Source organism: Gynuella sunshinyii YC6258 (assembly GCF_000940805.1).
Lineage (GTDB): Bacteria > Pseudomonadota > Gammaproteobacteria > Pseudomonadales > Natronospirillaceae > Gynuella > Gynuella sunshinyii.
On record NZ_CP007142.1, the window covers coordinates 6,424,026 to 6,448,388 of the forward strand.

Sequence of the window (24,363 nt, forward strand, 5' to 3'; positions counted from 1 at the left end):
GGTTCTTATGGAACCTATATAGCAATGGAGGGAAGTTGCATCATCTTGGCCACATCATAACAGTAAAACCCTATGATCCGTTGCTGATCTTTTTGCACGTTTATTCCTGTTGCCGGCCTGACTATGATCTTAGTGTACACCTTGCATATTCTGATCATGGGTGTGATTAAGCTGTTGATACTCTTCACATCAATACTATGGAAAATGATCACCTGTTTATCGATCTTTGCTGGAATAGCTTTGTTCGTCATACTAGGCTCAGTCCTCATTTTTTTCAGGAATATTTGGAAGTGGTTATTCCGATAAACACAAATGGCAACGGGCGGAGACTATTCAGGATGAAACACTGGTACTGCTATCTACCATCGCCGTTTTGGGCGAAGGCTTCAAACTTCACTGACATACTCAGCCAGTAGGGTAAACGACATCTCACAGCTGATATTCGATGACTGATCAATATTAACGAAGACCTTGAGGAGTAAATCAGCATAATCGCGTCATCCAAATCAAACAAAACAGCGCTGGTGATGACAACCAAAACTATCCTGCCAGCAGCCGGAATAATCATCTGGTTAATGGGATATTTTATTCCCGTTGATTCCGGGCACTCATCTTCGAACAGCTTTTTTAACGCGTTTAGCTGGTTGGGATTACCAATCTATCTGAGCCCATACGTGTTGGTATTTGGATTAAATAACATCAAAGCCACTAAATCTGCACTGACCGTATCCATTGTTCTGTTTATTCTCGTGTCTTGTTTATTTATCTATGCATTGATCATCGGCAGTTATGACGAAAAAACGGGTGAATATTGGATACTGAGGCACATTGATCAACTTCAACAAGAACCCGGCTGGCTATTTCTTTTTTTAGGAAGTGCATTATTAATTGTCACTCCAGAAAGTCTGGCGGTGTTACGCAAAACACCGAATCGTCGGACCGCTTAATTTCCAAGAGCCGGTATAGGCTATAGCCAATGATGTGGTCCGACAACTCGGTGCGTCCCGGCATCACACGATTAACATAAGAACGGTTTCCTTTGTCGGTACAACAATCCACTGCTTAGAGACCTGACACCTGACCTTCCGCTTGTGCCACCATCAACCAATAATCTCGACGTGTTTCCCGAAATTGAAATCCACACTTACGGTAAAGAGCGATTGCCGGATTTTGTGGATGTACGGTCAGCGATACCTGTTGATACCCATGTTGCCAGGCGGCCTCTAACGCCGCCATCATCATAGGCCGGCCCAGTCCCTGGTGTTGAAAGGGCGATTCCAGAGCGATACCCAGTTGCGGTGTCTGTTGGTCAACATATGCCAATCCTGTTCCTTCGGGTAACAGCCGCATCCAACAGGCACCTGCTTCCTGACCGGACACAACAGCAACCACACCAACATCTCCGGGCATCCCCCAGTATTCGGCATATATGCGGACACCGGGATCCTGCAACACCGAACGCGGGCGCAGTGCTGCAGGCGGTGGATCCCATAAGGCAATGTGCAGCCAGTTCCAAAGTTGCTCCTGATCACTCCGGATCAACGGGCGGAATTCAATCGACATGGTAGCTCCTTAATCAACGATAACCGGCAGAGATTCACGCGCATGAGCAAAGATCATGTGGATGTCTTCCGGCAACACCCGACTACGCGATAACGGAGGCAACTGATCAGCCTCGAAAAAGCCGATTTCTGAGATTTCGGTGTTAATGACCGGCTTCCCGGAAACCAGCTGACAGATGAAAAACAGTTTGTAAATATGAAATGGAAATACCGGCTCATAGGGATGAACCGCCCGGTCTCTGATGGCGACCAAGCGCGGCTGCCCGACCACATAACCCGATTCCTCCAGGACTTCACGCACCACCCCATGGGAAGGCGTCTCACTCACGTCTGCCCAGCCGCCAGGCAGAGTCCAGCAGTTATCCTCACGTTCTCTGACCAGCAGAATTTTATTATCCTCAATCACACCGGCGCGCAAGTCGATCTTGGGTGTTGGATAGCCGGTTTCCGGCATAAACAGGTTCTGAATCTGCTCCACCGGCGCTCCGCTCAGATGTGAAAACATCTGATAGGCGATGTCGGCAATGCTGTCAAAACGCTCCAGGTCATACGGGTCTTTGGAATACGCTTTTCCCGCCTGACTCACAGCCTGCAACTGTTTTACCCATTCAATCCATGGATTCATCATGTCAGTTTCCAGTTCATTCACAAGTTTTCACACTACCACCTTCACCTTCAAAACAACAACAGTGGTTGAGTCCTGCCGGCAACCGTTGAATACTGCGCACTCTCATCTCATCAGGGGACAGCGATTATGAAGATTGGCATTATCGGCGCAGGTATGGTCGGTACCAGTATCTGCGACTACGTACTCACCCTGGGCAGCTGCCGGGAGCTGGTACTGCTCGACCGCAACGAGGACCGGGCACGCGGTGAGCTGATGGACTTTGGCCACACTAATGCGCTGACATTCAGTAAAAACACCGCCCTGAAATCCGGCAGCGATTATGCACTGCTCGCGGATGCCGAAGTGGTGGTCATCACCGCCGGACAACAAATCAAACCAGGACAATCACGCCTGGAACTGGCGGAAGTTAACTCGCGGATCTGTGTCGACATTGCCCGTCAGATTTATCAGTACTCACCCAATGCTATTCTGATCGTGGTGACTAACCCCTGCGACATCGCCGCATATTCCATCATTGCCAATACGCCTTTTCAGCCGCATCAGGTGATCAGCAGCGGTTGTATCATCGATACGGCCCGACTGATGAAGCTGGTCAGTGATCGGGTGGGCGTCGACCCGAAAAACGTATTTGGCTACATCCTCGGCGAGCACGGCAGTCACTGTTTTATGCCCTGGAGTCTGGTCAGCGTGGCGGGTCAGCCCATCGATTATTTCTGCCAGCAGAATGGCATAGAGAAAATCCAGCCCGATCAGCTGTTGGAAGAAGTCCGTCAGGTTGGTTATGAAATCTTTCGCCTCAAGCAAAACACCAGTCACGGCATTGCTGCGAGCGTGTTTCGAATTATTCAGGCCATTGAGATCAATGAACATTCAGTATTACCAGTCGGGGTCATGCCACAGGGAGAATATGGTCTGAATGACGTGGTATTGAGTTTGCCGGCGGTGGTTAACCGCAACGGGATTGAGAAAATCCTGATTCACCCGTTTACCTCAGAGGAACAGGCAACCTTGTCGGCGATTGCCTCGGCTCTCAGTGAAACCTTAACCGACATCGGACCACTGTAATCATGCAAACCATTGGCATTCTGGGCGGTATGAGCTGGGAAAGTACCGCTACCTATTACCGCACCATTAACGAAGCCGTGCGTCATCGCCTGGGTGGATTACATTCCGCGGCGATTATCCTCAACAGTGTGGATTTTGCTGTGATTGAAACACTTCAACAGGCAGGCAACTGGCAGCAGGCTGGAGAACTCCTGTCTTCTGCCGCACAAAGCATAGAAGCTGCCGGTGCGGACTTTCTGATCATCGCCACCAATACCATGCATAAGGTGGCTGAGCAGATCGAACAGAACATTCAGATCCCCCTGCTGCATATTGCCGACGCCACTGGTGCAGCGTTGCGTACCGAAAACATCCAACGGGTCGGCCTGCTGGGCACGGCATTTACTATGGAACAGGCGTTTTACCGCCAGCGTCTGACGGACCGTTACGGCATAGAAGTCATAACTCCCAGTCCACCGGATCGTCAGATCGTGCATGACATCATCTACCAGGAGTTATGCCTCGGTGAGATCAGTCTGGCATCAAGGCAACAATATTTACGCATCATCGATGATCTCACCGCCCAGGGAGCAGAAGGCGTGATTCTCGGCTGTACAGAGATCGGCATGCTCATCCGGCCAAGTGATACCCGTGCCCGGTTGTTTGATACCACTCACATCCACGCACTGCAGGCCGTGGAAAAAGCGATAGGCAATACATGACCACCAAACATTCGATTACCACCATATCAACTGCCGATGACGCTGCCATCGCCGCCATTATCCGCCAGGTCGGACAGGAATTCGGTGCCATTGGTGAAGGTTTTGGCCCCTCTGATGAAGAGGTGGCCGCCATGAGCCATCACTACCGGGAGCAGGATCGCAGCCGTTATTTTGTCGCCCGGCTGGATCAGACCATCATTGGCGGTGGAGGCATAGCAGCACTTAACCACAGCACTGAAGTCTGCGAACTCAAAAAACTGTTTATCCTGCCGCGGGGCCGTGGTTTAGGTCTTGGCAAAGCAATTGTCGAACACTGTCTGGACTACGCCAGACACACCGGCTACCAACGTTGTTATCTTGATACCTTGTCCAACATGACCGCCGCAATCGCACTTTATCAAAAAATGGGCTTTGAACGCCTGGACGCACCTTTGGCTGGCAGCATTCACAATGGTTGTGACATCTGGATGGTTAAAGATTTATAAAAACCGGAGAATTAAAGAATATTCTTTTTGCGGATTGACGGGCGAAAATACCGAAACACGAGTTGACCAGACTCGGACCTCCTGACTGACAGCCACCCGGCAAATGCCGGGCAGCTATTAACGGGAGCCGTGGCTTATTACAGTGAAAAACTATCCCAGTTTTCACAGGCATCAGGAAAATCAACACACACCGGCAACTCTGCATGACGCATGGGATCCATAAGCCAGGGTGTATCTGCATCGACTTTACGCTCCTTCAGAGACTTAAGTGCATCTGAGCGACTGATATCCCTGGTGCGGGCGATGTATTCTATATAGGCAATACCGACACCACTGATAAAAGATGTTTTCATCGACGACATCGGACCCGCATTGGTGCCATCCTCACCATACAGAATGGGATAATGCCCAAACGAAGGCAGATCAGCATAATTTTCACGCCAGCCAGTATTAAAGTAACCATCCACACAACCTTTGATTTCCAACTGAGATGGTTTGACCAGATCATCATAACCATTGCTATAACTGACACCTTCAGACGGCAATACCGGCAAGCTGCCATCATTCAGATAACTCTGAATGAGATAGCCAGTCCGGAAACGGTTATCGATATCCATACAGTCAGCATAATATTCGGATGCGGGATCCTGTCCGTCTTCTGAAGTGGTCATCCGGTAGGCTGCACCATTTGGCCCGGCCTGAACCAGAACAGTCTGATTCGCAATGCCGACCAGAATGCGGGTGTATGCTTGTTGTAACCGGAGAACATCCTTGGATTCATAGCTTTGCAACCGACAAACACCAAGTAGCTTATCCTTAAAGTCCTGCTTGATTAAACCAGCAGATAAATTGACGTAATCAATATGATGACGCTCGATGATATCGGTTAACACGCTTATCGTGTAATCTACATAACTATCCACGACGGTATCACTAAGACTACACAACACTTGATCGGGAAATACAATTTTCCCAAATGAATCAAGCGTAACGAACTCAGCTGCCGGAATATAATCTGCCAGCAGATTCAAGGTCAGGCTGCCGTGTGTATCACCGTTATAATCAGTCGGCAATTTTGCAAACCGGGTCCTGTCCAACTCACGCGTTAATTCTGTGGAGGGCACAAAGGCATCGGTTTTCCCCAGAATTTCCGCTCGGATTTGATAACGTGCCTTCGAGGTCTGAACGGTAGCCGTCGTATGCTGATAACCGACCCGCAGGGTATTGTCCTCCGTCTCAAACACCCAGTCATACATCGCAAGCATACGCTGAGGGTAACGCAGAGCGGCTGACGCTACACCAGAATCTATCAGTAATACTTTTGGGTTGGATAATTCAGCCCCGGAATTTGCCTGACGGGAGATTGTTACGTCATTAACCATTTTTTGTGACGACCACCACCTTACTTCTCCGACCTTCTGCGCATCTGGGAACAAAACCTCCTGAATGGAGTACTCCCCGGTATCACAAAGATCGGCATTTTCCATACCGGCCGGATTATCGTTACAGTCAGGCAGCGTATCCAGAAAATCATGAATCTGCGCAACCACGGCCCGAACACCCGGCAGGTATTTATCACCTGTGTTGGAATAATCCAACGCAGGTTTGGTTGGGTTATCATCTGGGGGAGGAATGACAACGACATCGCCATCATCAGAACTGTTATCGCAACCATGCAATAGCAGTGTTATGGCCAACCCTAAAAATAATCGTTTCATACTTGCTTCCATCTCATACATATGTTTTTTGATTCAGATTACAACAAGCTCTTGGCTTTTAACCTGACAGCCTCTGCCGGATCCTGCTCCGCGACACTGGCGAGCAGTGGTTTGATCCATCCATATTTTTCCTTCGCGAGTGCCAGATTTCCCAGCAGGACCGACCTCAGTTCTTCCGAATGGCTGGTTTTCAGTATTTCTGACTGCGATTTTAATGAGGTTTCACTCACTTCTCTAAAACCCAGCTCAATCGCTACGGCCAGCTGCTCAGTTTCATTGTGTGAGGTATTGAGCGAACTCATATAAATCTCTTCAACTGCCGTACCCGGTACCTGGCGCAATGCCAGATAGGCAGCCATTTTAAGTGCAGGGCGGTCACTCTCAAGATACGGCCGAACCAAGTCCAGATTATGTTCTGCTGCAAAATTAGAAATGACATGCAGAGCATTTATGATTTCCCGTTCAGACTTGGCCTTTTGAAGATCCGCAACCGCATATTCGTAGTTATTCTGATAACGTTCCGGCTGCTGTGCCTTTGTGGTCGCCGACATATTCGCCAATGCAAGCTTGGCAAGTTGAGGAATCTCTCCCGTGTTCTGATCGATTAATCGATAGAGTATTTCATCCACAGCAACCGTAGAATCAATCGATAGTCCTACCTGACCCAGCAGATAGCGTCTGGCATTTAGCTGATCGTGCTTTGTCGCACTGTTCGCCAGCGCTTCAACCGCCAGGCTGTTTCCGCTCTGGGCCAAAGCCATGGCCACTGGTGCAAACGAAACATCATCGGGCTGATGTTGCAGCAACCACTGACCCGCAACACCAATGGTTTCCGGCTGTAAACGAAACAGTGCCCGAAGTTTTAAAAACATATCCGCCACCTGGTCTTGAGACATATAGGCAAGGCGGTCCTGCAAGGTATTCCAATTATCCGTACCCAGAGCTTTTTGTTGAGTAAGACGATCGCTTCGTTCGATGGAGATATCCGAGGAAAGGTTGTCGGTATAAACCTTGCCAAATGCCAAAGCGCCGTCCGGTATTGCCAGCAATTGATTTGATTTATTCAGCTCAAATATGGTTTGAGTCGTCGACAGTGTTTTAGTCTGGTCTTTAAAAATAAAGGTATAGCGACTGTTGACTGACTGCAGGTATTGCTGATGAAAAACGTATTCCGTCACGCTGTCATCAGACACCGTTACAAAAGGTTGATCGTCGTGATAGAGCATTGATGGTGCCTTTTCCGGATAACGCCGATATTTACGGACAATGACATCCGGCCGGGTGGCGCTGACCTGATACCGGACATCAGACACGCCATTGATATCCATTTCCTCAGCTTGCCAGGTCATTCCTTTACCTTTGGTAAACCGACTCCAATTCAGAATATCCTTTACCAGGTGCAGACTCATGGTGTCATAATCGCCGGTGGTGAACTCTTCTATCTGAAAGGCCTCTGTCAAAGAAACCAGTACAGCCAAACCATCCTGCATCAGGACTTCAGGCCGGGCAACCCTGGCAAACATCCCCTGACCATTCTGAGAAAATTGTGCGGGGGAAAAATACCAGGTCTGCTGATACCCGGAATGATAGGGTTCACAACTAACGGTCACACGACCCGACGCTTCCAGAACCAGTTCATTCGACTGGGCATCCTGCATCTGATCAAAATACTGACCATGACTGGAATACTGATAATCATAGGTTACCGGATCACTCTGACACAGTGTCAGATCCATTGGCATTTGTTCGTTTTCAGAAACCGATGACTGATCGTGTGATTGTGCGTTATCCGGATGAATCATCGCGACCGACGCTCCTGAATCCCTCTCCTCCACAGAGAAGAGGTACAGGAAAGCGCCGGTAACAGCAGCAATCAAGACTGTTGCTGTAACCAGCGTCTTTTTCATAGCTCAATCCATTCGCTCATTAACTGCCAGTATTCGTCAATATTTGCACGGGTCGTCTCCGAGGCGGAAACAATTTGGCCGGCGACCTGAGGAATATTTCGAGAGTCATTCTGATTCAACATGTTGTAAACCGACTGCGCCAGGTAGTGAGCTTCCTGAGCGACATCCATCTCAGCCTGCTCGATAGCCGCCTCTCGATTGACGAGGTCCACCTCTGCAATATCCTCAATGGAAAGATCTCCCTGAGCGACCAGCCCATAACGGTTGTAAACAGCCGAATAGTCAAACAATGTTCCCTGGTTGTGATATCCGGTCCAGCTGAAGAATGAATGACGCCATTCCTTTTTCTTGAGCCTGAACGGGTTTTTCCAGGTTGGGCTCGGGTACTTAATCCAGGCAAATGCGTAGATATCACCACTCAACAGGTTCAAATCTGATAATGCGGCTATCTGGAAGCGAATCTGCGGTTCCTCTACCCACTCAAACTGACCGCTACCCTGTAACGTAAGGCTGTAGTGCGCAATCGTTAACTGACCACCCACGCCGGCACCACCGATCCAGACATCAACACCTACCTGAGCCCAGGCATCCAGTGCTGCCCATGGACCGGTCCAGGCACCCACCTGTAGCGCATACAGTTCAAAGCCCCAACGATATCCAACCTCACCGGACATTCCCAACTCCGCACTCATGGGAATCGGTCCGACCGCGAAGCGGTATTTGACGGACTTGGTGATACCATCTTTGATCGAATCCTCGTAACGTAACGAACCGTATTCAACCAGTGGTTTATTCCAGGTAATTTTTCCATCCAAAGCACTGGCGGTAAAATCCACCTTCATAGGACCGCTACCCGGTGAACGTCCATGCAGTTTTACAGTGGCAATATTGCCGGTCCACTGTCCTGCCAGACTACCATCCACTTTCACACCGGCTTCGGCTACGGCCTCAACTTTGCTGGCACCAAACTTATAGTATGGAAATATACCTACTGAAAAACCCTTCATGGACCCGGTATAGAATGTGTGAGTTTTTTCCTTACTGAACTCAATGGGCCTGGGCTCAAAGGTTACCGTTGGCGCGGTGTATTTAGGCACCTCCGGCAAATACACTTCATAGTCTTCATTATCGGCCATGGCATAGAGATCATCCCAGGAAGGTGCCTGTTGCTCATATGCCTTTTTAATGAGATCCCATTTTTCCTTCCAGCTGAGATCATCCATCATATTGCCCGGATGCTCCTCCCGGATCTGCTCATCTATCAATCCAGCCTGATCCTGTAACGACTCAAAACAATAATTCAATTGCGAAATAGTCGGTGTGCCGTCCTCGCGCAACGAATATCCCCAGGCATTAAGGGAAGACTCCGTGTCGTCCAGCTCATCCAGATATTCCAGCGCATTGACGGTTTTGGTTGATCCATCTTCAAGCGTTATTTCGATGGTATCGTTGTAGTCATATGGCAGATTGGTTTCCGGGTTGGTTCTGGAAAACGGTACAAAGGTAATGGCAGGCAAACGATTTTCGATAATATCGTCATCGCTGCAATTTGAGGCCGCCCATGAAAAAGCCGGCAACATCGTTCCTGCGGCAACCGCCAAGGCAACAAGTGTTTTTTTAATTCCGTGTTTCATAATGATGCCCCTTAGTTCGCTTTCTGCAGACTTGACCAACCCAACTCATAAAACCTGAGTTCGTCGTCACTCATTGACATCACCGAGTCATAGGAAATCCCACGCAACACCGCCAGTTTTTCACAGTCGACAGATGACTCCACTTCACGACACTGTTCTGCATACATAAAGTTATTCATCTGACCGTATTCGTAGGCCATTTCCGCCTTACTCAATCCGGTATTGGAGAGTCCATCGACCAGCGAGACCATGGTATTGCAGAGACTGGACTGTCGTTGTGTTGCTTTTTGCGCTCTGGCAGAAGATACCGACGAGGAGTTTATTTTGGCCTGTACCTGCGAACACAATAACTGCCCACGCTCCAATTCGCTGGTCGCCTGGAACCAGGCAAACTCCAGTGCATAAGCATCAATGGCGTTTTCAACGGACTCCAGTTCCAGCAACAGGGGCTCAATTTCCGCTTCATACAAAATCAGATCGTCGAATTTAGCCAGAGCATCCGCAACGGGTATACCACGAGCAGTCAGATTGGATTTCATCTTCGCCCGTAATGCCCGCGGGCTGTAATGATAAATCTGTTCGAGTTCGGCAATGGAATCAGCGGCAAGATTACGAATATCCACCACACTGTTATTCAATGCCTGACCGTACTGTGCAACGCCTTCGGCAATACCCGGATATTCCGCCAGCAGATTAATGGGTAACATGGTAACAACCTCAGCTTGAGAAATGGAATCCGCACCAATATTCTGAATCTGGCGGCTTTGGGCAATCAGACTGTCCAGTGCGATACGCTGATTTCGGATCAGGGTTTCAATTTCAACCATTGCCCCGGGAATCTGCCCGGAACTACCTACATCAGCAAGCTCCATACCTTGCTTCCAGTTATTGATCCAGGCAGCCACTTGAGTGAAGAAGGCCTGATTGCGTTTGATAAGCCCTTGATCACCATAAAAGTACTGGTCCTTGACGTTGACATACTGACCCAAAGCGGCATTAACCTGGTTAATTTCCACCTTCTTGGCAACAACCGCTTTTTCGCGGGTATCCAACATGTCCGCAAGTGCCGCATCAGATATTAAGATTCCCAACAAAGCCAACAATATTTTCTTACTCATTGCTTAGCCTCCTATCTCAGCTGGAATCTGCAGTAAAATATCATCCAGTTCCTCGTTGACGGCAATTTCCCACTCTTCAAATCGCTCAAGCATTTCCCGACCGATAGCCACTTCCGCGATCAGATCTTCTTTATAATAATTCAGCAATACGTCACTCTCAGCACCAACTGGGGGCAAGGTTGATGGATCACTGTCCAGACGGGCCTGAAGTGAATTGGCCACAACCTGAAAATGTGCTTTGGCACTGCAGGCGGTGGCATCACCACGATTACAGCGGTTCTCGAAGTAGGTTACTTTCCGGTTTACTTCTGTCAGTAATAATTCTGTTTTATTGACACTCCAATCGCGATAATGTACATACTCAGCAGCCAACTCATATAAAGTCAGACTCTTTTCAATGTCGTCTGCCTGATCGATAGCATCATAGGTCCATTGGTCAATGGCATCCTGTGAAGGGAGAACCCGAACATCCTGAACATCAAGGCTGCATACCTGTTGGTAGTAACGACGATAAGTATCTGATGGGTTAGTATCCACCACTTTCAGTGTACCCTTGCCATATACAACAGCAGTATGTACAGAACCATCATTGATCAAAGTGGCACTGCCCGTACCTGAAACCAGAGACAGATAGATAGGTGAGTTACGACAGTCGAGTCGATAATCAACCGAAAATTCAGTGGACTCAGTTATTTCTCTACCCCCAATCATAGAAGTAATTTCGTAGCCCAACTCCGCCTGCTGATCTACAACACAGCGGGTTTTGACATTTGCGACACTCGTGCAATTGATCATCTCCTGAGCGACTGTTTTCCCAGAGCAGAACAACACCAGAACGGACAACATGAATAATTGTTTTTTCATGATTTGTTTCCTTTATTGTAATTGGATAACAACAGACTAATTTCCATCTTTTAAGCCGAGACGAACATCATCGAGAGTCATGGAGAGTCCACCAATCAAATTACAAACACCCACAGAGATATTGGAAATCCCCCCGGTAAAATGGGTCTCAGGTAATTCCAACAACAGATTAGGTTCAGCATCAGCATACCAGGTATCACCCTCAGTACGGAGATAAGGCATATATTGTTTGATGGGAATCCAGTGAAACATCTGAATGGTATCCCCAACCTGATTATCATACTGCACTCGAACAATCATCATCGGCACATCCAGGTAGTTCTGCCAGTAACCTGCCCAACTCAAGTTTACAAATTTTAGCTTAGGACGGATAACACCATTCTGAGTTTGATCCGCGCCAAAAAACTCGAAACTTTTAGTCACCAACGGACAACCAGCAACTATTCCATAGGTATCAATTGCCCAGTTAGCATCCCTTACATAACGACCCGCCTTAACGTCAAAGTCGCCACCCTGGAAATCCGTATACTGAACTTCAATATCCGCCATGGTATCGAGAATCACTATTTTTTCCGCGACACCATAAGACGCCAGTAGCAGACAAGAACTACCAACTATTTTTTTTAAAGACATATCGCTCACCTCATCGACTGTTGTCGACTTATCTTTGAATATAGGAAACTAATGCCAACAGAAAACACTGTCGGCATTGTTTTAAGATGGTTTAAAGCCTGAGGAAATTATTGGCGAGCCTGGATAGCGGCAGCTTCTTTTCCGAGTGTATTCTGAAGATACAGGTCACCCATCAGTAGACCATTGGCCGATACAATGTGATCCGCCATGTCACTTTCTTCAGTACCGGTAGAGAAGTTGTAAACGCGACCATAGTAAGGAACGTTTTTGTCCAGAGAATCAATTACAACCGCATCGCCACCAGCCAGAACCAACTGATGCAAAGCAGGATCAAGATCTTTGGCTTTTACTACAGTAATATCACTGTCACCTTGTGCCAAAACTAATACGGGGTGGGAGGCTGTCACTTTCACATCGCGACCACCGGCACTGATCGCCACCAATGGCTCCAGATTATCGCCACGGGTGACATCGTAAACATCATTGAAGAGGTTGGAGTATTGGCCTTCCGCAGTGAAAGCATGCACTTCATACATGTCCGGTGCTGCCACAATCTTATCAACTGAGGTTTGTCCTGTGGACGTCAGAATATCTGTTGATGGATGAAAACAACCGCACTTACAAGTAAATGTAAATTGCAGTTTGAAGTCTTTAAAGATACATCCTGCAACCAGTTTTTTATCCTTCAGAATTGCCAAAGCCTCTTCAGTCAGACCAATACAGCCTGCTTCAGCTGCTTGGCGGTTATATTCCTGACATTCTGCCTTAGAATTTGCGAGAAATTCATCACACCGATTGGTACTTTCAGTCGGAGTATAAATAGAATCATTTGGGTTGCTGTAATCTACTGCCAGTGCATACTGGCCCAGTAGTACCAGAGTTGCGAATATTAGAATGTTTTTCATTGTTATTTCCTTTTTAAACAAATGCATCATCAAATTTCAAATATCATGATCAACCGGATAATTGGATAAACAACAAGATAAAATCAATCCTGCTGATCTATGTGCTCTTTAAGCCGCCACGTTTCGAAACTCAAGCTTCCTTTGACAGATTTGATTTTGGCCTGTCATATTTGAGACTAGGAAAAGGAGAATGAAGACACCGCTTAAAGCCGTCGTCAGCAGAAACACTTTAGAAGGTAAATTTATTCCGCTGAGACAGTTTCTTAATATGGCCATATCAATTTTGTGACTTCAAATAACATTTTTAATACAAAAAATCTGGCCAATCGACATAACACGTCCATATACCATTAGTTATTACACGTAACCGATAAAAACGACATATTGTTTTCTACACTAAAATTTCAGGTTTATTGCATTAACACCTCCTTTATCAGGTTTCATTCTGATTGTCTGAGTAAACGGAAATCACGTGATCCCGTAAAAATGGCCATAATGTTTCTTTTGGTACATGCGATGTCATTCCAGCCAGAAATCCATTCGCCAACTCATCTAGATTTCCGGTCTTAGAGCCTAACTTGGCTATTTCGTCAGCAGGATTTTGCAGAATATTGTCATAACGGTTTGATGACCATGCACTGACAAGATCGCGAAGATCCAGGCTGATGCCTTTAGTTTCATCCTGATTCAGTAGTCTGTTGTTAACGCCGCGAATAGCTCTCAATATAGGTTCTTCATCACCGTTTTTTTGCACCTGCTCCAGCACCATGACACCCAGAACCCGAATTTCTGCCTGCTGATCAACCAACATGCTATCTTCGGTGATTCCGGAGCTATAGACCGTCTCAAAAAATTCAATCACATCTGAATCAGTCGCCAATGAATTGATAATTTCCTCACGATCATCTTTTTTAAATGGCTTATTACTGAGCAGAAAATACTCCTCAATCAGTCCTGATACTTTTTTCTGTATGGACAACCTTCGGCCTTGGTAGTCTTCAGAAGATGTATTACTCCCTTTTGTCTCCGGTGATACGGCCATCTCTACCTGATCGGCAACAGCACTCTGAACATCCGCTGACTTTGACTCAGATAATGATAAGTCATGTACTTCTCTCTCAATTTGATGCCTATCGGACAATGAGCTTTTATTCATCCAGAAGAAAACGGATAAGCCCACAGTTGTCATCACGACTAATGGTATAGCTATTTTATATTTCATATATTCCCTCGTTTACTGACCATATCTGAATTGATCCCAACCGATACAGGCGGCTGGAAAATCCTTACAAACCATAAAATCGCCATACAACATTGGTGATACCAGGGAGGGGGAGTTGCTCATTGCCTGCTGACGAATCTGTTCCAAAACAACATTACGGGCAAAATAGGCCTGTCCGTTTGCTTTAGAGTTTACGAAACTGAGAGCAACCGGATTTATGAACGAGGTGGACATAAAATTCATTGGTGCCGCTCCGATCGCATCTGCACTAAAAAGTACCGGGGCATAACCAAATGACGGGAAATCAACAAAGCTCTCTTCCCATCCAACATTCAAATAGATGTCGTTACAGTTTTTATTTCTTTTTTGACCAGTAGAGAGATAGTTTCTGGCAGTTTCATAGCTTGTTCCAGAAGCAGAAATCCGTGGGTTGATATGGATATCATTTTTCGTCAGAAAGCCACTCCTCAAGCGATAAGGTATGGTTTTACAATCCGAGTAGTATTCGCTGTGCTCTCCATCATCAGCCATTAAAGAATAGTCTGGCGAACCGACTGATGCCTGAAACAACATGGCCTTTGATGCAACCTGCTCCAGAATTCTTGCATAAGACTTATGGAGCTTTGTTGCTAAGATATAACGATCATACCAGCCAAGATCGTTACATTTAGAGTCGACCTTGCGCGCAAAAAACGAGCGAGTGATTCCAGAAGAAAGATGAACATAACTAATGCCAAACTCGTCAATAAGGCTGGAGATATTTTCTATCACAGCATCAGCATACGCATTCACTTTTTCTTCGGAACAGAGCATCTCTGTATCGTTAAACTTGATCGTATCCAACAACACAAATTGTGCATCAGGATTATAGTCAGCCAGCACATTTAAACTGATGTCACCGTGAACATCACTAGCATCCGACCCTCCGGTGAACCGTTCCAGCTGACTGAAGTCTAACTGCCTGGATAATTCTGTCGAAGGCACAAAGTTTTCGCTTTCACCCAGAATATTACGTTTGATATGAAACAACCCCTTACGCATGGTAACTGTCGCCACTGATTCGACATAACTCAATTCAGCCTGATTATCTGACCAGTTCAGCTCTCCCCATTGATACATCCCTAATATTCTGTTTGGATACCTTATTGCCGAGTCAGCCATACCTGTGTCAATAATGAGAATTCGCTGACCCTCACTCTCTGAAACCATTTTTTCATAAGGTTTCTTTCTGGAAGAAATTTCCTTACTAACCATATATGTTTGAACACCACACCGGTCAGCATTGTAATCCCATTCATTGTAGTCAGTTTTACAATCAGGTGTCTGGCTGGCATAGGTTTCAATTTCCTGAACCACTTCTTGAACACCAGCAATAAATAGCCCCCTCTCATTTTTATAGTTTCCTAACCCATAGGAATAGGAAAAAGCGGAAACCAGAACCAAATTTCCAACAACAAATATCGATATTAGCTTACGCATTAAAAGTTCCTTACAACTTATTTGGATGTGTAAACCCATTTCTCTCGGAAGAAAAGGTAAGCACTAATTAGATAAAATTAGGGGTATATCAACCGCGGCATGATCTATAGAGGGTATAAAAAGAGTCCGTTTTTTGTTGATTTTTAGTATGATTAATCATCGTAATTTTCCTTTTACCTTAAGTGAACAATTATCTTATAGCTAACAAAATAACAAAACTGACAATTTACTTTGAGCAGAAAACAACCAAAAATTGCAGCCTTAAAAATCCATTACAGCTAAAATTTAATTATATTTTTGAATATTATCACTAGTATCTTACATTGTTTTTTTTGGAATCAACAATGTCCTATAAATATCATACTAAAGTACCAAGAATATAGTATTTATCGACTACCAAGTACCATTTATACATTCAATTAAAAAATACAAAAAATCTCTTTTTTAGATCATCAGAAAAAAAAATAACCATCATAAAAAAGTTTGATAACTATAATTCGGAAACCAAAAAGGCCCATAATTCACGTTAGCTAAAAACCAAAGAGGGACAGATTATCTGATACTTCGATTGAATCGTATTAGCCCAACCTGAAAAACAACCAGTAGGACATCGAAGTTCTCAGGCATATAGTGGAACAGTCCACACTCACCCAAGGCAGGTTTCCTAATAGTAGATAGTTAATATAAGGTTTTATTACATTGGGTTGGCGATATACCAATTACGCACATATATCGCTATGAAATGATATCAGGGATGGGTCCGACGTTTTCTCGACGTAACAACCTCATAAAACAATCGACAGCACCCGGAAAATACCGGATCACTGTTAACGGGAGTAATGGCTTATTACAGTGAAAAACTGCCCCAGTTTTCACAGACATCAGGAAAATCAATACACACCGGTATTTCTGCATGACGCATGGGACCCATAAGCCAGGGTGTATCTACATCGACTTTACGCTCCTTCAGAGACTGAAGTGCATTAGAACGACTGATATCCTATTGACCCAGCGAAAAAGAATATCTGATACAATAGTCCAATGGAAACGACAACAGACACAAGAAAACTACCACGAGAAGTGATCGAAGAAAAACGCCGCATGGCACATCGGTTACTCATGCGTGGATTCACACGCGCAGAGATTGGTCAAGAGCTCGGCGGCGTACATCCAGATACGATCGGTCGATGGTTAAAGCTCGACACAACCAACCTCACTGTCAATCGAGGGGGGCGTAAGCAGGGAGAAGCAAGACGGTTATCTGCTGACCAGGAAAAACACATTAGATCACAGATCATCGACAAAACGCCCGACCAGTTAAAACTGGATTATGTCTTGTGGACACGAAAGGCCGTGTGCGAGTTGATTGAGCAGGAATTCAAGATCCAGTTGCCAGTGAGAACGGTCGGTGATTATCTCAAACGTTGGGGCATGACCCCCCAAAAACCTGCAAAACGAGCGTACGAGCAAAATCCGAAAGCCGTTCAACAGTGGTTGGATGACGATTATCCGAAGATCAAAGCTCAAGCAAAACGTGAAAACGCAGAGATATACTGGGGCGATGAGACGGGTATGCGTAATGACAGCCAGCACGAACGAGGCTATGCCCCAAAAGGAAAGACACCGGTTGTTCGGCTTAATGCCAACCGTACTTCCACCAATATGATTTCGGCGGTGACCAATCAGGGAAAAGTTCGATTTAAGATATTCGATGGGTCAATGAATACCGACATTCTGATTGATTTTTGTGAGCGTATCATCAAAAGCGCGGGCAGAAAGGTCTATCTGATATTGGATAATCTTCGTGTTCACCACACAAAAGTATTTAAAGCTTGGCAGGAAAAACATCGGGCAGACATAGCGGTATTTTATTTACCATCCTACTCACCGGAACTGAATCCGGATGAATATTTGAATTGTGATTTGAAAGCAGGTGTTCACAGTGGCAAGCCAGCGAGAAACAAAGAAAAATTAAAGAAAAAAGTTCGAAGTCATATGCAAATGTTACAAAAGAAACCTGGTCGAGTGCGGAAATATTTTATCCATAAAAAAATTGCTTACGCTGCATAACAGGTATGTTTAATCGCCGGGTTAATAAGTGCCATAGTTGAAGTACAACCATCAACTGATAGGAAGGGCGATGTCATGAGAAAGATTAACGTAATCGGTTTAGATTTAGCAAAGAATGTTTTTCAGATGTATGGAATGAATCAGCGGGGCTGAGCGTACCATCAGTCATAAACTGGTTCGCAAGCAAATGCATCGGTTTTTTCGCAACTAGCTCCCTGTCTGATTGGTATGGAAGCCTGCAGCAATAGTTATTACTGGGCACGCGAGTTAATCGGGTTAGGCCATCAAGTCAAACTGATGAATCCAAAATTTGTGAAACCCTACGTCAAAGGCAACAAGAACGATTATCACGATGCCGAAGTCATCTGCGAAGCTGTTCAGCGGCCAAATATGCGCTTCGTTGAGGTGAAGTCACCCGAACAACAGGCTGTGTCACATCTGCATAAGAGTCGTCAGTTGCTGATGAGAGAACGCGTGAGTCTGAGCAATCATATACGAGCCTTATTGTCTGAGTTCGGGATAGTATTTGCGAAAGGTGTGACGGTATTTGAGCAGGCAGTCCCAGTGTTATTAGCTGATGAGTACACGGAACTACCCGCACTGTGCCGTCGAACCTCAGAGGTCATGTGGTGTTCTTATCAACATCATCAACACTTGATCAGTGAGCTGGATAAGGAGTTGGTGATTTGGCACAAGGCGAATGATGACAGTTGCCGGCTGGCCGAAGTTCCGGGTATTGGTCTTCAAACGGCCACCGCGTTAGTAGCCAAGTTAGGAGATGGTCGAGGTTTCCGTAATGGCCGAGAAGTTGCCGCATTTATCGGACTGGTCCCCAGACAGGCATCCAGTGGTGGTAAGGAAAAACTACTGGGTATTAGTAAACGGGGGGATGGTGATTTAAGGCGTCTATTGGTACAGGGAGCGAAATCAGTGATACGGCATATTAGGCGCCGACAACAAGCGGGACAGTCAGGTGGTTATCCCTGGGTAGAATCCCTGCTTGAGCACAAGCACCCAAACAAGGTAGCAATCGCTTTAGCGAACAAAATGGTCCGTATTACTTGGGTGATCCTGGCTCGAGAAGGGCATTACCGTTGTGCATAAGCATTGTGACAATTCATAAGAAACAGGCACGATAGAAAACCGTTCATCCGATTGCAGAAGTTATGAATGGCGAAACAGGTCGAACCACAGCAGACCAAACCCGAGGCACCTCTGGCACATGATGCCATTTTTCAGATAGGGTCCTGCTGGCAAACTCCATAATGGCCAGGTATGAAATACCCGTAGACAGGCCGGATGTAAGAGTGCAATCGAACCTATGAGCTATTTGTGACTTGGCAAACGGGCGGTGTCCATGTAAGAGGTTCCCTAGGGCCTGTCGACACTATATTCGATAAAATTGGTGCTTATGGAAATATCAAAAGCACAATTTAAAATCATCGAACCCCTTCTGCCCGTACAGAGAGGGAACGTGAAAATCCCTAATATACAGGTCATCAATGCCATTTTGTACATAGCCGAGCATGGCTGTGAATGGCGCGGTCTTCCTGAGAACTTTGGAAAATGGTACAGCATTTATATGAGAGCTAATCGCTGAGCCAAAAAGGGTATTTTGGATCATGTTTTTTCAGTACTTCAAGAGGCTGACGTTATCAATATTCAGACTGATCAGGTTTCTCTTGATAACACGATCATCAAAGTACATCCCGATGGTACAGGTGCGCTAAAAAAATGGCCCACAAGCCATTGGGAAATCAAGAGGTGGATGGACAATTAAAATTCATATGGTAGCGGCGGATGCTCAAACCGCTGTGACGTTTTCTTTATCCCCAGGCCAGGCTGAAGATGCTCCCGAAGATCGGCGTTGCTGAGAACAATGAAAGGCTGCGGCTGGGACGGACCAGCGTCATAATGGATAGAGCGTATGAAGGCGATGAGACGCGCCAGCTGGTGCTGAATCTGGGTGTGGTTCCTGTTGTACCGCCCAAGGCGAATCGAATCGCCCCTTGGGAGTACGACAAGGAAATGTACAAAAAACGAAAAGAGGTGGAACACCTGTTGCATCGACAAAAGGGGTTCAGAAAAATTTTCAGTCGTTTTGATAAATTGGATGTGATTCTTAAATTTTTTATCAATTTTTCACTGATTGCAGATAAGCTTATTAGTGTAGACAGGCCCTAGTAGCATTCGGAGTAGCATGAACCGATATCGCTTTATCAGCTATGGCCGCAAGAATTTTTCCAAGTATTGCATAACTCATGCAAACAGCGCCGTGCTAGTCGACACAGGAATATACATTGATTATTGATTGAAAGCAGAGAACGTTGCTTTACCCCCCCAGGCGCAGAATCACAATGCCCATCAAGGAGAGAATGATGCCAGCCAGTTCGGTACGGACAAAGGTCTCTTTCAGTATCAAACGACTGTAAGTCAGAATCACCAGAATACTCATGGCCGTCAGCGCTGAAACCAGGCCGGTTTTTCCGGTTTTGAATGCATTCAGTATCATAAATACGCCGGACATATTGATGATACCGATACCCACTCCAGTGACCAGGCTGGCATAACTGGCATAAACAACACCTTTTCCCCGTTCGCTGGAACGACTGTGCCACCAGCTGATGGCAAACATCAAACTGCCGGAGGCAAACATTAATGTCAGGCTGGCAAAGATGCCGGAATGCAATAAGGTGGATTGTTTGGACAGCAGATCATTCATGGCAAAGAAAAAAGCCGCAACGAGCCCCCACTCTGCACCTTTCATGCCTTTCAGAGATAAGCCATTGGAATAATGGATCATGTAGATGCCAACACAAATCACCAGAAATGCCGCCAGCTGTACCCCGCTTAAACGCTCATTCCAGATAAAAAAGGCCAGTACTACGGTGAATAAAGGAATAGTGCCGGCCAGCACGCCCACCAGTGAGGTTTTGCCGGTGGCAAACCCGCGATATAACGCCATATTGCCAAGATAGGATGCCAGTCCCATGGCCAGCCCCACCCAGATACCAGCCGGCGTCTGGACCCGATGTCCGGTCATCAGCATCATGATCAGGCTGATCACGAATCCGATCAGAAACACCCCCAGCAGGGTCAGATGACGATCACTGCCCTGACGCGAAAACCGCTGATATAGAATCCCGCGAAGACCAAAAAAGAAAGCAGCCGCAATGGCAAAAGCGATCCACACAGTCACAACTCCTTCAGGTGGAAAATCTATCGGATCGGCAATATGAATACATCGCCCCAGGTTGATATGCGTATCGGGGGGTGAAGATCGGTATTACCCTGTTTCAATAATTTCATCAGACTATCCACCCGGCCGGTGGATTCAGACCACTCGTCCTCTGTTTCAAGATTGGCCGGATGCCGCAAAACCTGTTTGCGGATTTTGAGAAAGGTTTTTAACCAGCGTCGTTCATCGACACCTTCAGCAGGAATACCGTTCACTTTCGCCGTGGTACGGGCAATCATGGCGGGCAGACCATCGCCATCGTCACCCTCACCATGCTGGATAATGGCGTCATACAGAGCCAGCAGAGTCAGAGGCATTTGTGCTCCCAGTTCCGCTGCCCGTTCCATGGCCGGTTGAAAATACAACTCATCCACCACGTCATCCTGAACCTGACGAAACACAGGGTTCTGGCTGGCATCGGCCCAGCGTTGCGGTAATCCCTGCAACCCTTCGATACTGCCATCTTCCGATGCCGCCAGCTGTTGCAGACGCGGCAAAAACGGCACCAGAATATTATCGGGACGAAGGCGGCTGTAACGTTGAATCACTTCGAGCATATCACCGGTCGCAGAGGTAAAACCGGCCCGGCCGGCGGTTATGCCACGACCATCATCGAGTACCTCGGCATACCCATACTGCAGCTCCGGCGTGTTATTTTCGAAAATACTGATGATCTGATCGGCCAACAGACGTTGCTGCGCCGTTAACTGTGCCGCCTGTACCGGCATAACAAGGAAACTCAGGCACGTCAGAGTGATTGCCAAATGCCAGAACGGATTCAAACATGCCCTCCCGGTCTGCCTTTCGGCGACCCTGTAACCAACACCCAAAACTCTTAACCAGACAGGCACTCCTGCCTGGTAAGCACCGCTTTATCAGCTATACGGATTTATGGACTGATCAGCACACTGCGATCAACCGCGTTTTGCCACATCACTGTCAGGTAGTCGGCGGAACGATACAGCGGTTCCAGATCAGATCGTTTCAGGCCCTGCTGACGCAGATCTTCCAGGAAGTCCGGCATCAATCCAATATGAGCGGCACCGTCGGTATTATAGTCATATGTCCGGTTAGCAAACTGATATTTTCCGAATACCCCATTAGCATCTGCTTCAGCGGCAGGGATCAGCGCCGGATCCGTGCTGAACGGATAGCTCACGCGGGTCGAGTCAGGCTGAGCAATGCCGGTATGCCCACCAGGACAGGCATCAGCGCCAAAACGCGGTCCCGGCATATGGGCAAAACCATTGAAATCGGTGCCCATGGTAATCCGGCCGTCATAGGCAGCATCACCCAGTAAATGCAGGAGATATTGATAGGACTGGGCAAAGGTCTGACTGCTGGCGCCACAGGCATGGGCAATATAGCTGCCGTCATCATTACGCCATTCGCTGACCTGATTGAGATTCCCCTGTCCCGGAATCAAACCCACCATGCCGCCGAGGTTGACGATACGCAGCAAATCTTGACCTCTGGGATTGGCCTCGTGGCGATTATCGCGATTGGCCATGTCGTACGCGCCCGTATGGCCGGTAACGATGCCCGGATAACGCGCCTGCTCGGCTACCTCCAATGCACCTTCCAGAGTGCGAGCCGACATATGCCCGAGATCGATCAACATGCCTTTGCGCATCAGGGTTTTCATCAGTTTCTGTCCGGCTTCAGTCAATCCCTTCACATTGCAGTCCTGGCTGTAGTGAGGACAGTCATAACGCTCACCGCTGGCCAGAATGTTATACAGTGCCGCGCCACCATAACCATTGGTTTTCAGATGCACCGGAAAAATATAGCGCAAACCCATATCATATAGTTCATCAACGTCGGCCTCTATATTACTGGTATCACAATTGTCCTCACGACAATCCAGCAGGTAATCCACTTCACTGCCCAGAATCACCGCCAGCTTGCCGGCAGCAATCACCTCTCTGGCCTGTTCCGGTGATGTCACAACGCGGAACCAGCCCTTGCCGGCACCGCCGTGACGCGCATCGATCCAGGCCTGCATGTCATAGACGGCTTCGGTCTGACGTCGCAGCGTGGCCATGTCGTTCAAGTCCAGTACCGGGTCACTGGCAATGGGAATGCCTTTGATAATATCCGGCAGGCCGTTATCGGTGGCACCAAACATGTAATCACCATTCACCGCCAGTACCACCATGGCCCGCAACCCGCCCTGATACGCCCGTTTGACCCACTCGTAGTACATGGTCTGATGGGTGTAACTGTTGTAGGCCGGCCAATAGGGAAAGTTGGGATAACCTTCGTTGTCATGGCGGGCAGTGTTAAAGGCCGCCCCCAAAATGTCATCCTGCAGAATGGCCTCTACTCTGGAATGCCCGCCAGAGTGGGGTTCACCATTGTCACTCGGACAATAATCCAGCGCCGTTTCCGGATCGCCATAGGGTTCGCCATGGAAAATAACCCCGCCAAAACCAAGGTGGGACATCAGATGCGTATGCAGATCCACGTATCCGGATAATGCCCCTTCACGTTTCAGCCCATCATCCACACCACGGATATAGGACTGCGGAAAATCCTCGCACTGACTGTCGTCGATATACCACTCCCCCCACATGCCGGTGATGCCTGTGTTCACACATTCATGCGGTGATGCATACGTCCGACCCGCCAGGGTCATCGGGGTTTCGGCGCAAACCTGTTCCCAGCTTTCACCGCTGGGTATGTTCCACAATCGGGAAGCATATTTATGTTTACCGGCGTACTTGCCGGTCGCCACACAACCATCGTCCTGATGAGTGAAATAATTGGTACCGACCAGCGCCGCCCAGTTAGGTTCTGCTGCGGCCTGTCCCAACCCTGCCAGCAGTATGACTGCGACGGGTATTCTCAGTTGCCTCGATATCTTGATGGTCATTGTCGACATCTCTTGAAAAGTTGATTTGTTCAACCTGGGTATTCTCCGGCACGACCGAAGCACAGAAGCCCGCAGGCCGATCTTCAGCAAATCGGCAGAATGGTTTTGCGATAAGCTTGCGAGCATCATGTGGAAGAAACAGACACAGGCCAATCCTGAAATCGGTCGACCATCGACTGTGATCTGTCAGCCTAACCATACAGGACAAATGAGCGTCCGCTGCGAAAAATCAATTGAAAGCGAACAGGGATTAATACTC

Annotated in this window: 19 protein-coding genes and 2 pseudogenes; 7 read left to right on the plus strand and 14 right to left on the minus strand. The window is 47.2% G+C overall.

From position 1 onward, the window contains the following. Nucleotides 1-575 precede the first annotated feature (575 nt). Entirely contained in the window at nucleotides 576-947 is a 372-nt protein-coding gene (locus YC6258_RS26605; RefSeq protein ID WP_144407757.1) for a hypothetical protein, read from the plus strand. Between the two features lie 115 nt (nucleotides 948-1,062). Here the strand turns inward: YC6258_RS26605 and YC6258_RS26610 are convergent, their stop codons facing one another. Next, the gene (locus tag YC6258_RS26610) at nucleotides 1,063-1,563 is read right to left on the minus strand and encodes a GNAT family N-acetyltransferase (protein ID WP_044619560.1); all 501 of its coding nucleotides are present in this window, start codon (nucleotides 1,561-1,563) and stop codon (nucleotides 1,063-1,065) included. Between the two features lie 9 nt (nucleotides 1,564-1,572). Further along, complete coding sequence (locus YC6258_RS26615; RefSeq protein WP_211264595.1) at nucleotides 1,573-2,190, minus strand: NUDIX hydrolase; 618 nt, start codon at nucleotides 2,188-2,190, stop codon at nucleotides 1,573-1,575. A gap of 126 nt (nucleotides 2,191-2,316) precedes the next feature. Here YC6258_RS26615 and YC6258_RS26620 point away from each other — a divergent pair, with 126 nt between their 5' ends. From YC6258_RS26620 to YC6258_RS26630, 3 genes are read left to right on the plus strand one after another with little or no spacing between them, the layout of a single operon-like run. Next, nucleotides 2,317-3,255, plus strand: a complete 939-nt coding sequence (locus YC6258_RS26620; protein ID WP_044619561.1) for a lactate/malate family dehydrogenase — start codon at nucleotides 2,317-2,319, stop codon at nucleotides 3,253-3,255. 2 nt (nucleotides 3,256-3,257) lie between these two features. After that, nucleotides 3,258-3,956: an aspartate/glutamate racemase family protein gene (locus tag YC6258_RS26625; RefSeq protein WP_044619562.1), complete on the plus strand. Its 699-nt coding sequence runs from the start codon at nucleotides 3,258-3,260 to the stop codon at nucleotides 3,954-3,956. After that, a complete protein-coding gene (locus YC6258_RS26630) occupies nucleotides 3,953-4,441 on the plus strand; it encodes a GNAT family N-acetyltransferase (RefSeq protein ID WP_044619563.1) in 489 nt (162 codons plus the stop codon). The genes YC6258_RS26625 and YC6258_RS26630 overlap by 4 nt, the downstream gene beginning before the upstream one ends. Before the next feature lie 137 nt (nucleotides 4,442-4,578). Here YC6258_RS26630 and YC6258_RS26635 read toward each other — a convergent pair whose 3' ends face one another. From YC6258_RS26635 to YC6258_RS26675, 9 genes are all read right to left on the minus strand, one after another. After that, on the minus strand, nucleotides 4,579-6,159 hold the full coding sequence (locus tag YC6258_RS26635; RefSeq protein ID WP_044619564.1) for a hypothetical protein: 1,581 nt from the start codon (nucleotides 6,157-6,159) through the stop codon (nucleotides 4,579-4,581). A 38-nt stretch (nucleotides 6,160-6,197) separates the two neighbouring features. Continuing rightward, nucleotides 6,198-8,066: a hypothetical protein gene (locus YC6258_RS26640; protein WP_144407758.1), complete on the minus strand. Its 1,869-nt coding sequence runs from the start codon at nucleotides 8,064-8,066 to the stop codon at nucleotides 6,198-6,200. Continuing rightward, the gene (locus YC6258_RS26645) at nucleotides 8,063-9,700 is read right to left on the minus strand and encodes a hypothetical protein (protein WP_044619566.1); all 1,638 of its coding nucleotides are present in this window, start codon (nucleotides 9,698-9,700) and stop codon (nucleotides 8,063-8,065) included. Before YC6258_RS26645 ends, YC6258_RS26640 begins: the two co-directional genes overlap by 4 nt. 11 nt (nucleotides 9,701-9,711) lie before the next feature. Then, a complete protein-coding gene (locus YC6258_RS26650; RefSeq protein ID WP_044619567.1) occupies nucleotides 9,712-10,818 on the minus strand; it encodes a hypothetical protein in 1,107 nt (368 codons plus the stop codon). 3 nt (nucleotides 10,819-10,821) lie between these two features. Continuing rightward, the gene (locus YC6258_RS26655; protein WP_044619568.1) at nucleotides 10,822-11,682 is read right to left on the minus strand and encodes a hypothetical protein; all 861 of its coding nucleotides are present in this window, start codon (nucleotides 11,680-11,682) and stop codon (nucleotides 10,822-10,824) included. 36 nt (nucleotides 11,683-11,718) lie between these two features. Then, nucleotides 11,719-12,315: a hypothetical protein gene (locus tag YC6258_RS26660; RefSeq protein ID WP_044619569.1), complete on the minus strand. Its 597-nt coding sequence runs from the start codon at nucleotides 12,313-12,315 to the stop codon at nucleotides 11,719-11,721. A 107-nt stretch (nucleotides 12,316-12,422) separates the two neighbouring features. After that, the gene (locus YC6258_RS26665) at nucleotides 12,423-13,253 is read right to left on the minus strand and encodes a Hint domain-containing protein (protein WP_144407759.1); all 831 of its coding nucleotides are present in this window, start codon (nucleotides 13,251-13,253) and stop codon (nucleotides 12,423-12,425) included. 400 nt (nucleotides 13,254-13,653) lie between these two features. After that, nucleotides 13,654-14,442, minus strand: a complete 789-nt coding sequence (locus YC6258_RS26670) for a hypothetical protein (protein WP_144407760.1) — start codon at nucleotides 14,440-14,442, stop codon at nucleotides 13,654-13,656. A gap of 12 nt (nucleotides 14,443-14,454) precedes the next feature. Beyond that, nucleotides 14,455-15,921, minus strand: coding sequence for a hypothetical protein (locus YC6258_RS26675; protein WP_044619572.1), 1,467 nt, complete (start codon nucleotides 15,919-15,921; stop codon nucleotides 14,455-14,457). A gap of 1,041 nt (nucleotides 15,922-16,962) precedes the next feature. Between YC6258_RS26675 and YC6258_RS26680 the strand changes: the two genes are divergently transcribed. The 3 genes and pseudogenes from YC6258_RS26680 to YC6258_RS30060 all read left to right on the plus strand — a co-directional run bounded on the left by YC6258_RS26680 (nucleotide 16,963) and on the right by YC6258_RS30060 (nucleotide 20,175). Beyond that, nucleotides 16,963-17,991, plus strand: coding sequence for an IS630 family transposase (locus tag YC6258_RS26680; RefSeq protein WP_082070916.1), 1,029 nt, complete (start codon nucleotides 16,963-16,965; stop codon nucleotides 17,989-17,991). Between the two features lie 207 nt (nucleotides 17,992-18,198). Then, a pseudogene (locus YC6258_RS26685) lies at nucleotides 18,199-19,095 on the plus strand (IS110 family RNA-guided transposase); the annotation flags it as partial. 307 nt (nucleotides 19,096-19,402) lie between these two features. Next, nucleotides 19,403-20,175 (plus strand): annotated as a pseudogene (locus YC6258_RS30060) (IS5 family transposase). Between the two features lie 148 nt (nucleotides 20,176-20,323). Here YC6258_RS30060 and YC6258_RS26700 read toward each other — a convergent pair. The 3 genes from YC6258_RS26700 to YC6258_RS26710 all read right to left on the minus strand — a co-directional run bounded on the left by YC6258_RS26700 (nucleotide 20,324) and on the right by YC6258_RS26710 (nucleotide 24,104). After that, nucleotides 20,324-21,184 (minus strand): DMT family transporter, encoded by an 861-nt coding sequence (locus tag YC6258_RS26700; protein ID WP_044619574.1) that lies wholly within the window; start codon nucleotides 21,182-21,184, stop codon nucleotides 20,324-20,326. A 26-nt stretch (nucleotides 21,185-21,210) separates the two neighbouring features. Next, on the minus strand, nucleotides 21,211-22,011 hold the full coding sequence (locus YC6258_RS26705; RefSeq protein ID WP_044619575.1) for a chitosanase: 801 nt from the start codon (nucleotides 22,009-22,011) through the stop codon (nucleotides 21,211-21,213). A gap of 107 nt (nucleotides 22,012-22,118) precedes the next feature. After that, entirely contained in the window at nucleotides 22,119-24,104 is a 1,986-nt protein-coding gene (locus tag YC6258_RS26710) for a membrane dipeptidase (protein ID WP_052830611.1), read from the minus strand. Nucleotides 24,105-24,363 lie beyond the last annotated feature (259 nt).

What these genes read in the sequence shown, in the direction of transcription:
- YC6258_RS26605 (WP_144407757.1), top strand. Translation starts at nt 576, where the DNA reads ATGGGATATTTTATTCCCGTTGATTCCGGGCACTCATCTTCGAACAGC.
- YC6258_RS26610 (WP_044619560.1), bottom strand. Translation starts at nt 1,563, where the DNA reads ATGTCGATTGAATTCCGCCCGTTGATCCGGAGTGATCAGGAGCAACTT.
- YC6258_RS26615 (WP_211264595.1), bottom strand. Translation starts at nt 2,190, where the DNA reads ATGATGAATCCATGGATTGAATGGGTAAAACAGTTGCAGGCTGTGAGT.
- YC6258_RS26620 (WP_044619561.1), top strand. Translation starts at nt 2,317, where the DNA reads ATGAAGATTGGCATTATCGGCGCAGGTATGGTCGGTACCAGTATCTGC.
- YC6258_RS26625 (WP_044619562.1), top strand. Translation starts at nt 3,258, where the DNA reads ATGCAAACCATTGGCATTCTGGGCGGTATGAGCTGGGAAAGTACCGCT.
- YC6258_RS26630 (WP_044619563.1), top strand. Translation starts at nt 3,953, where the DNA reads ATGACCACCAAACATTCGATTACCACCATATCAACTGCCGATGACGCT.
- YC6258_RS26635 (WP_044619564.1), bottom strand. Translation starts at nt 6,159, where the DNA reads ATGAAACGATTATTTTTAGGGTTGGCCATAACACTGCTATTGCATGGT.
- YC6258_RS26640 (WP_144407758.1), bottom strand. Translation starts at nt 8,066, where the DNA reads ATGAAAAAGACGCTGGTTACAGCAACAGTCTTGATTGCTGCTGTTACC.
- YC6258_RS26645 (WP_044619566.1), bottom strand. Translation starts at nt 9,700, where the DNA reads ATGAAACACGGAATTAAAAAAACACTTGTTGCCTTGGCGGTTGCCGCA.
- YC6258_RS26650 (WP_044619567.1), bottom strand. Translation starts at nt 10,818, where the DNA reads ATGAGTAAGAAAATATTGTTGGCTTTGTTGGGAATCTTAATATCTGAT.
- YC6258_RS26655 (WP_044619568.1), bottom strand. Translation starts at nt 11,682, where the DNA reads ATGAAAAAACAATTATTCATGTTGTCCGTTCTGGTGTTGTTCTGCTCT.
- YC6258_RS26660 (WP_044619569.1), bottom strand. Translation starts at nt 12,315, where the DNA reads ATGTCTTTAAAAAAAATAGTTGGTAGTTCTTGTCTGCTACTGGCGTCT.
- YC6258_RS26670 (WP_144407760.1), bottom strand. Translation starts at nt 14,442, where the DNA reads ATGAAATATAAAATAGCTATACCATTAGTCGTGATGACAACTGTGGGC.
- YC6258_RS26675 (WP_044619572.1), bottom strand. Translation starts at nt 15,921, where the DNA reads ATGCGTAAGCTAATATCGATATTTGTTGTTGGAAATTTGGTTCTGGTT.
- YC6258_RS26680 (WP_082070916.1), top strand. Translation starts at nt 16,963, where the DNA reads ATGGAAACGACAACAGACACAAGAAAACTACCACGAGAAGTGATCGAA.
- YC6258_RS26710 (WP_052830611.1), bottom strand. Translation starts at nt 24,104, where the DNA reads ATGACCATCAAGATATCGAGGCAACTGAGAATACCCGTCGCAGTCATA.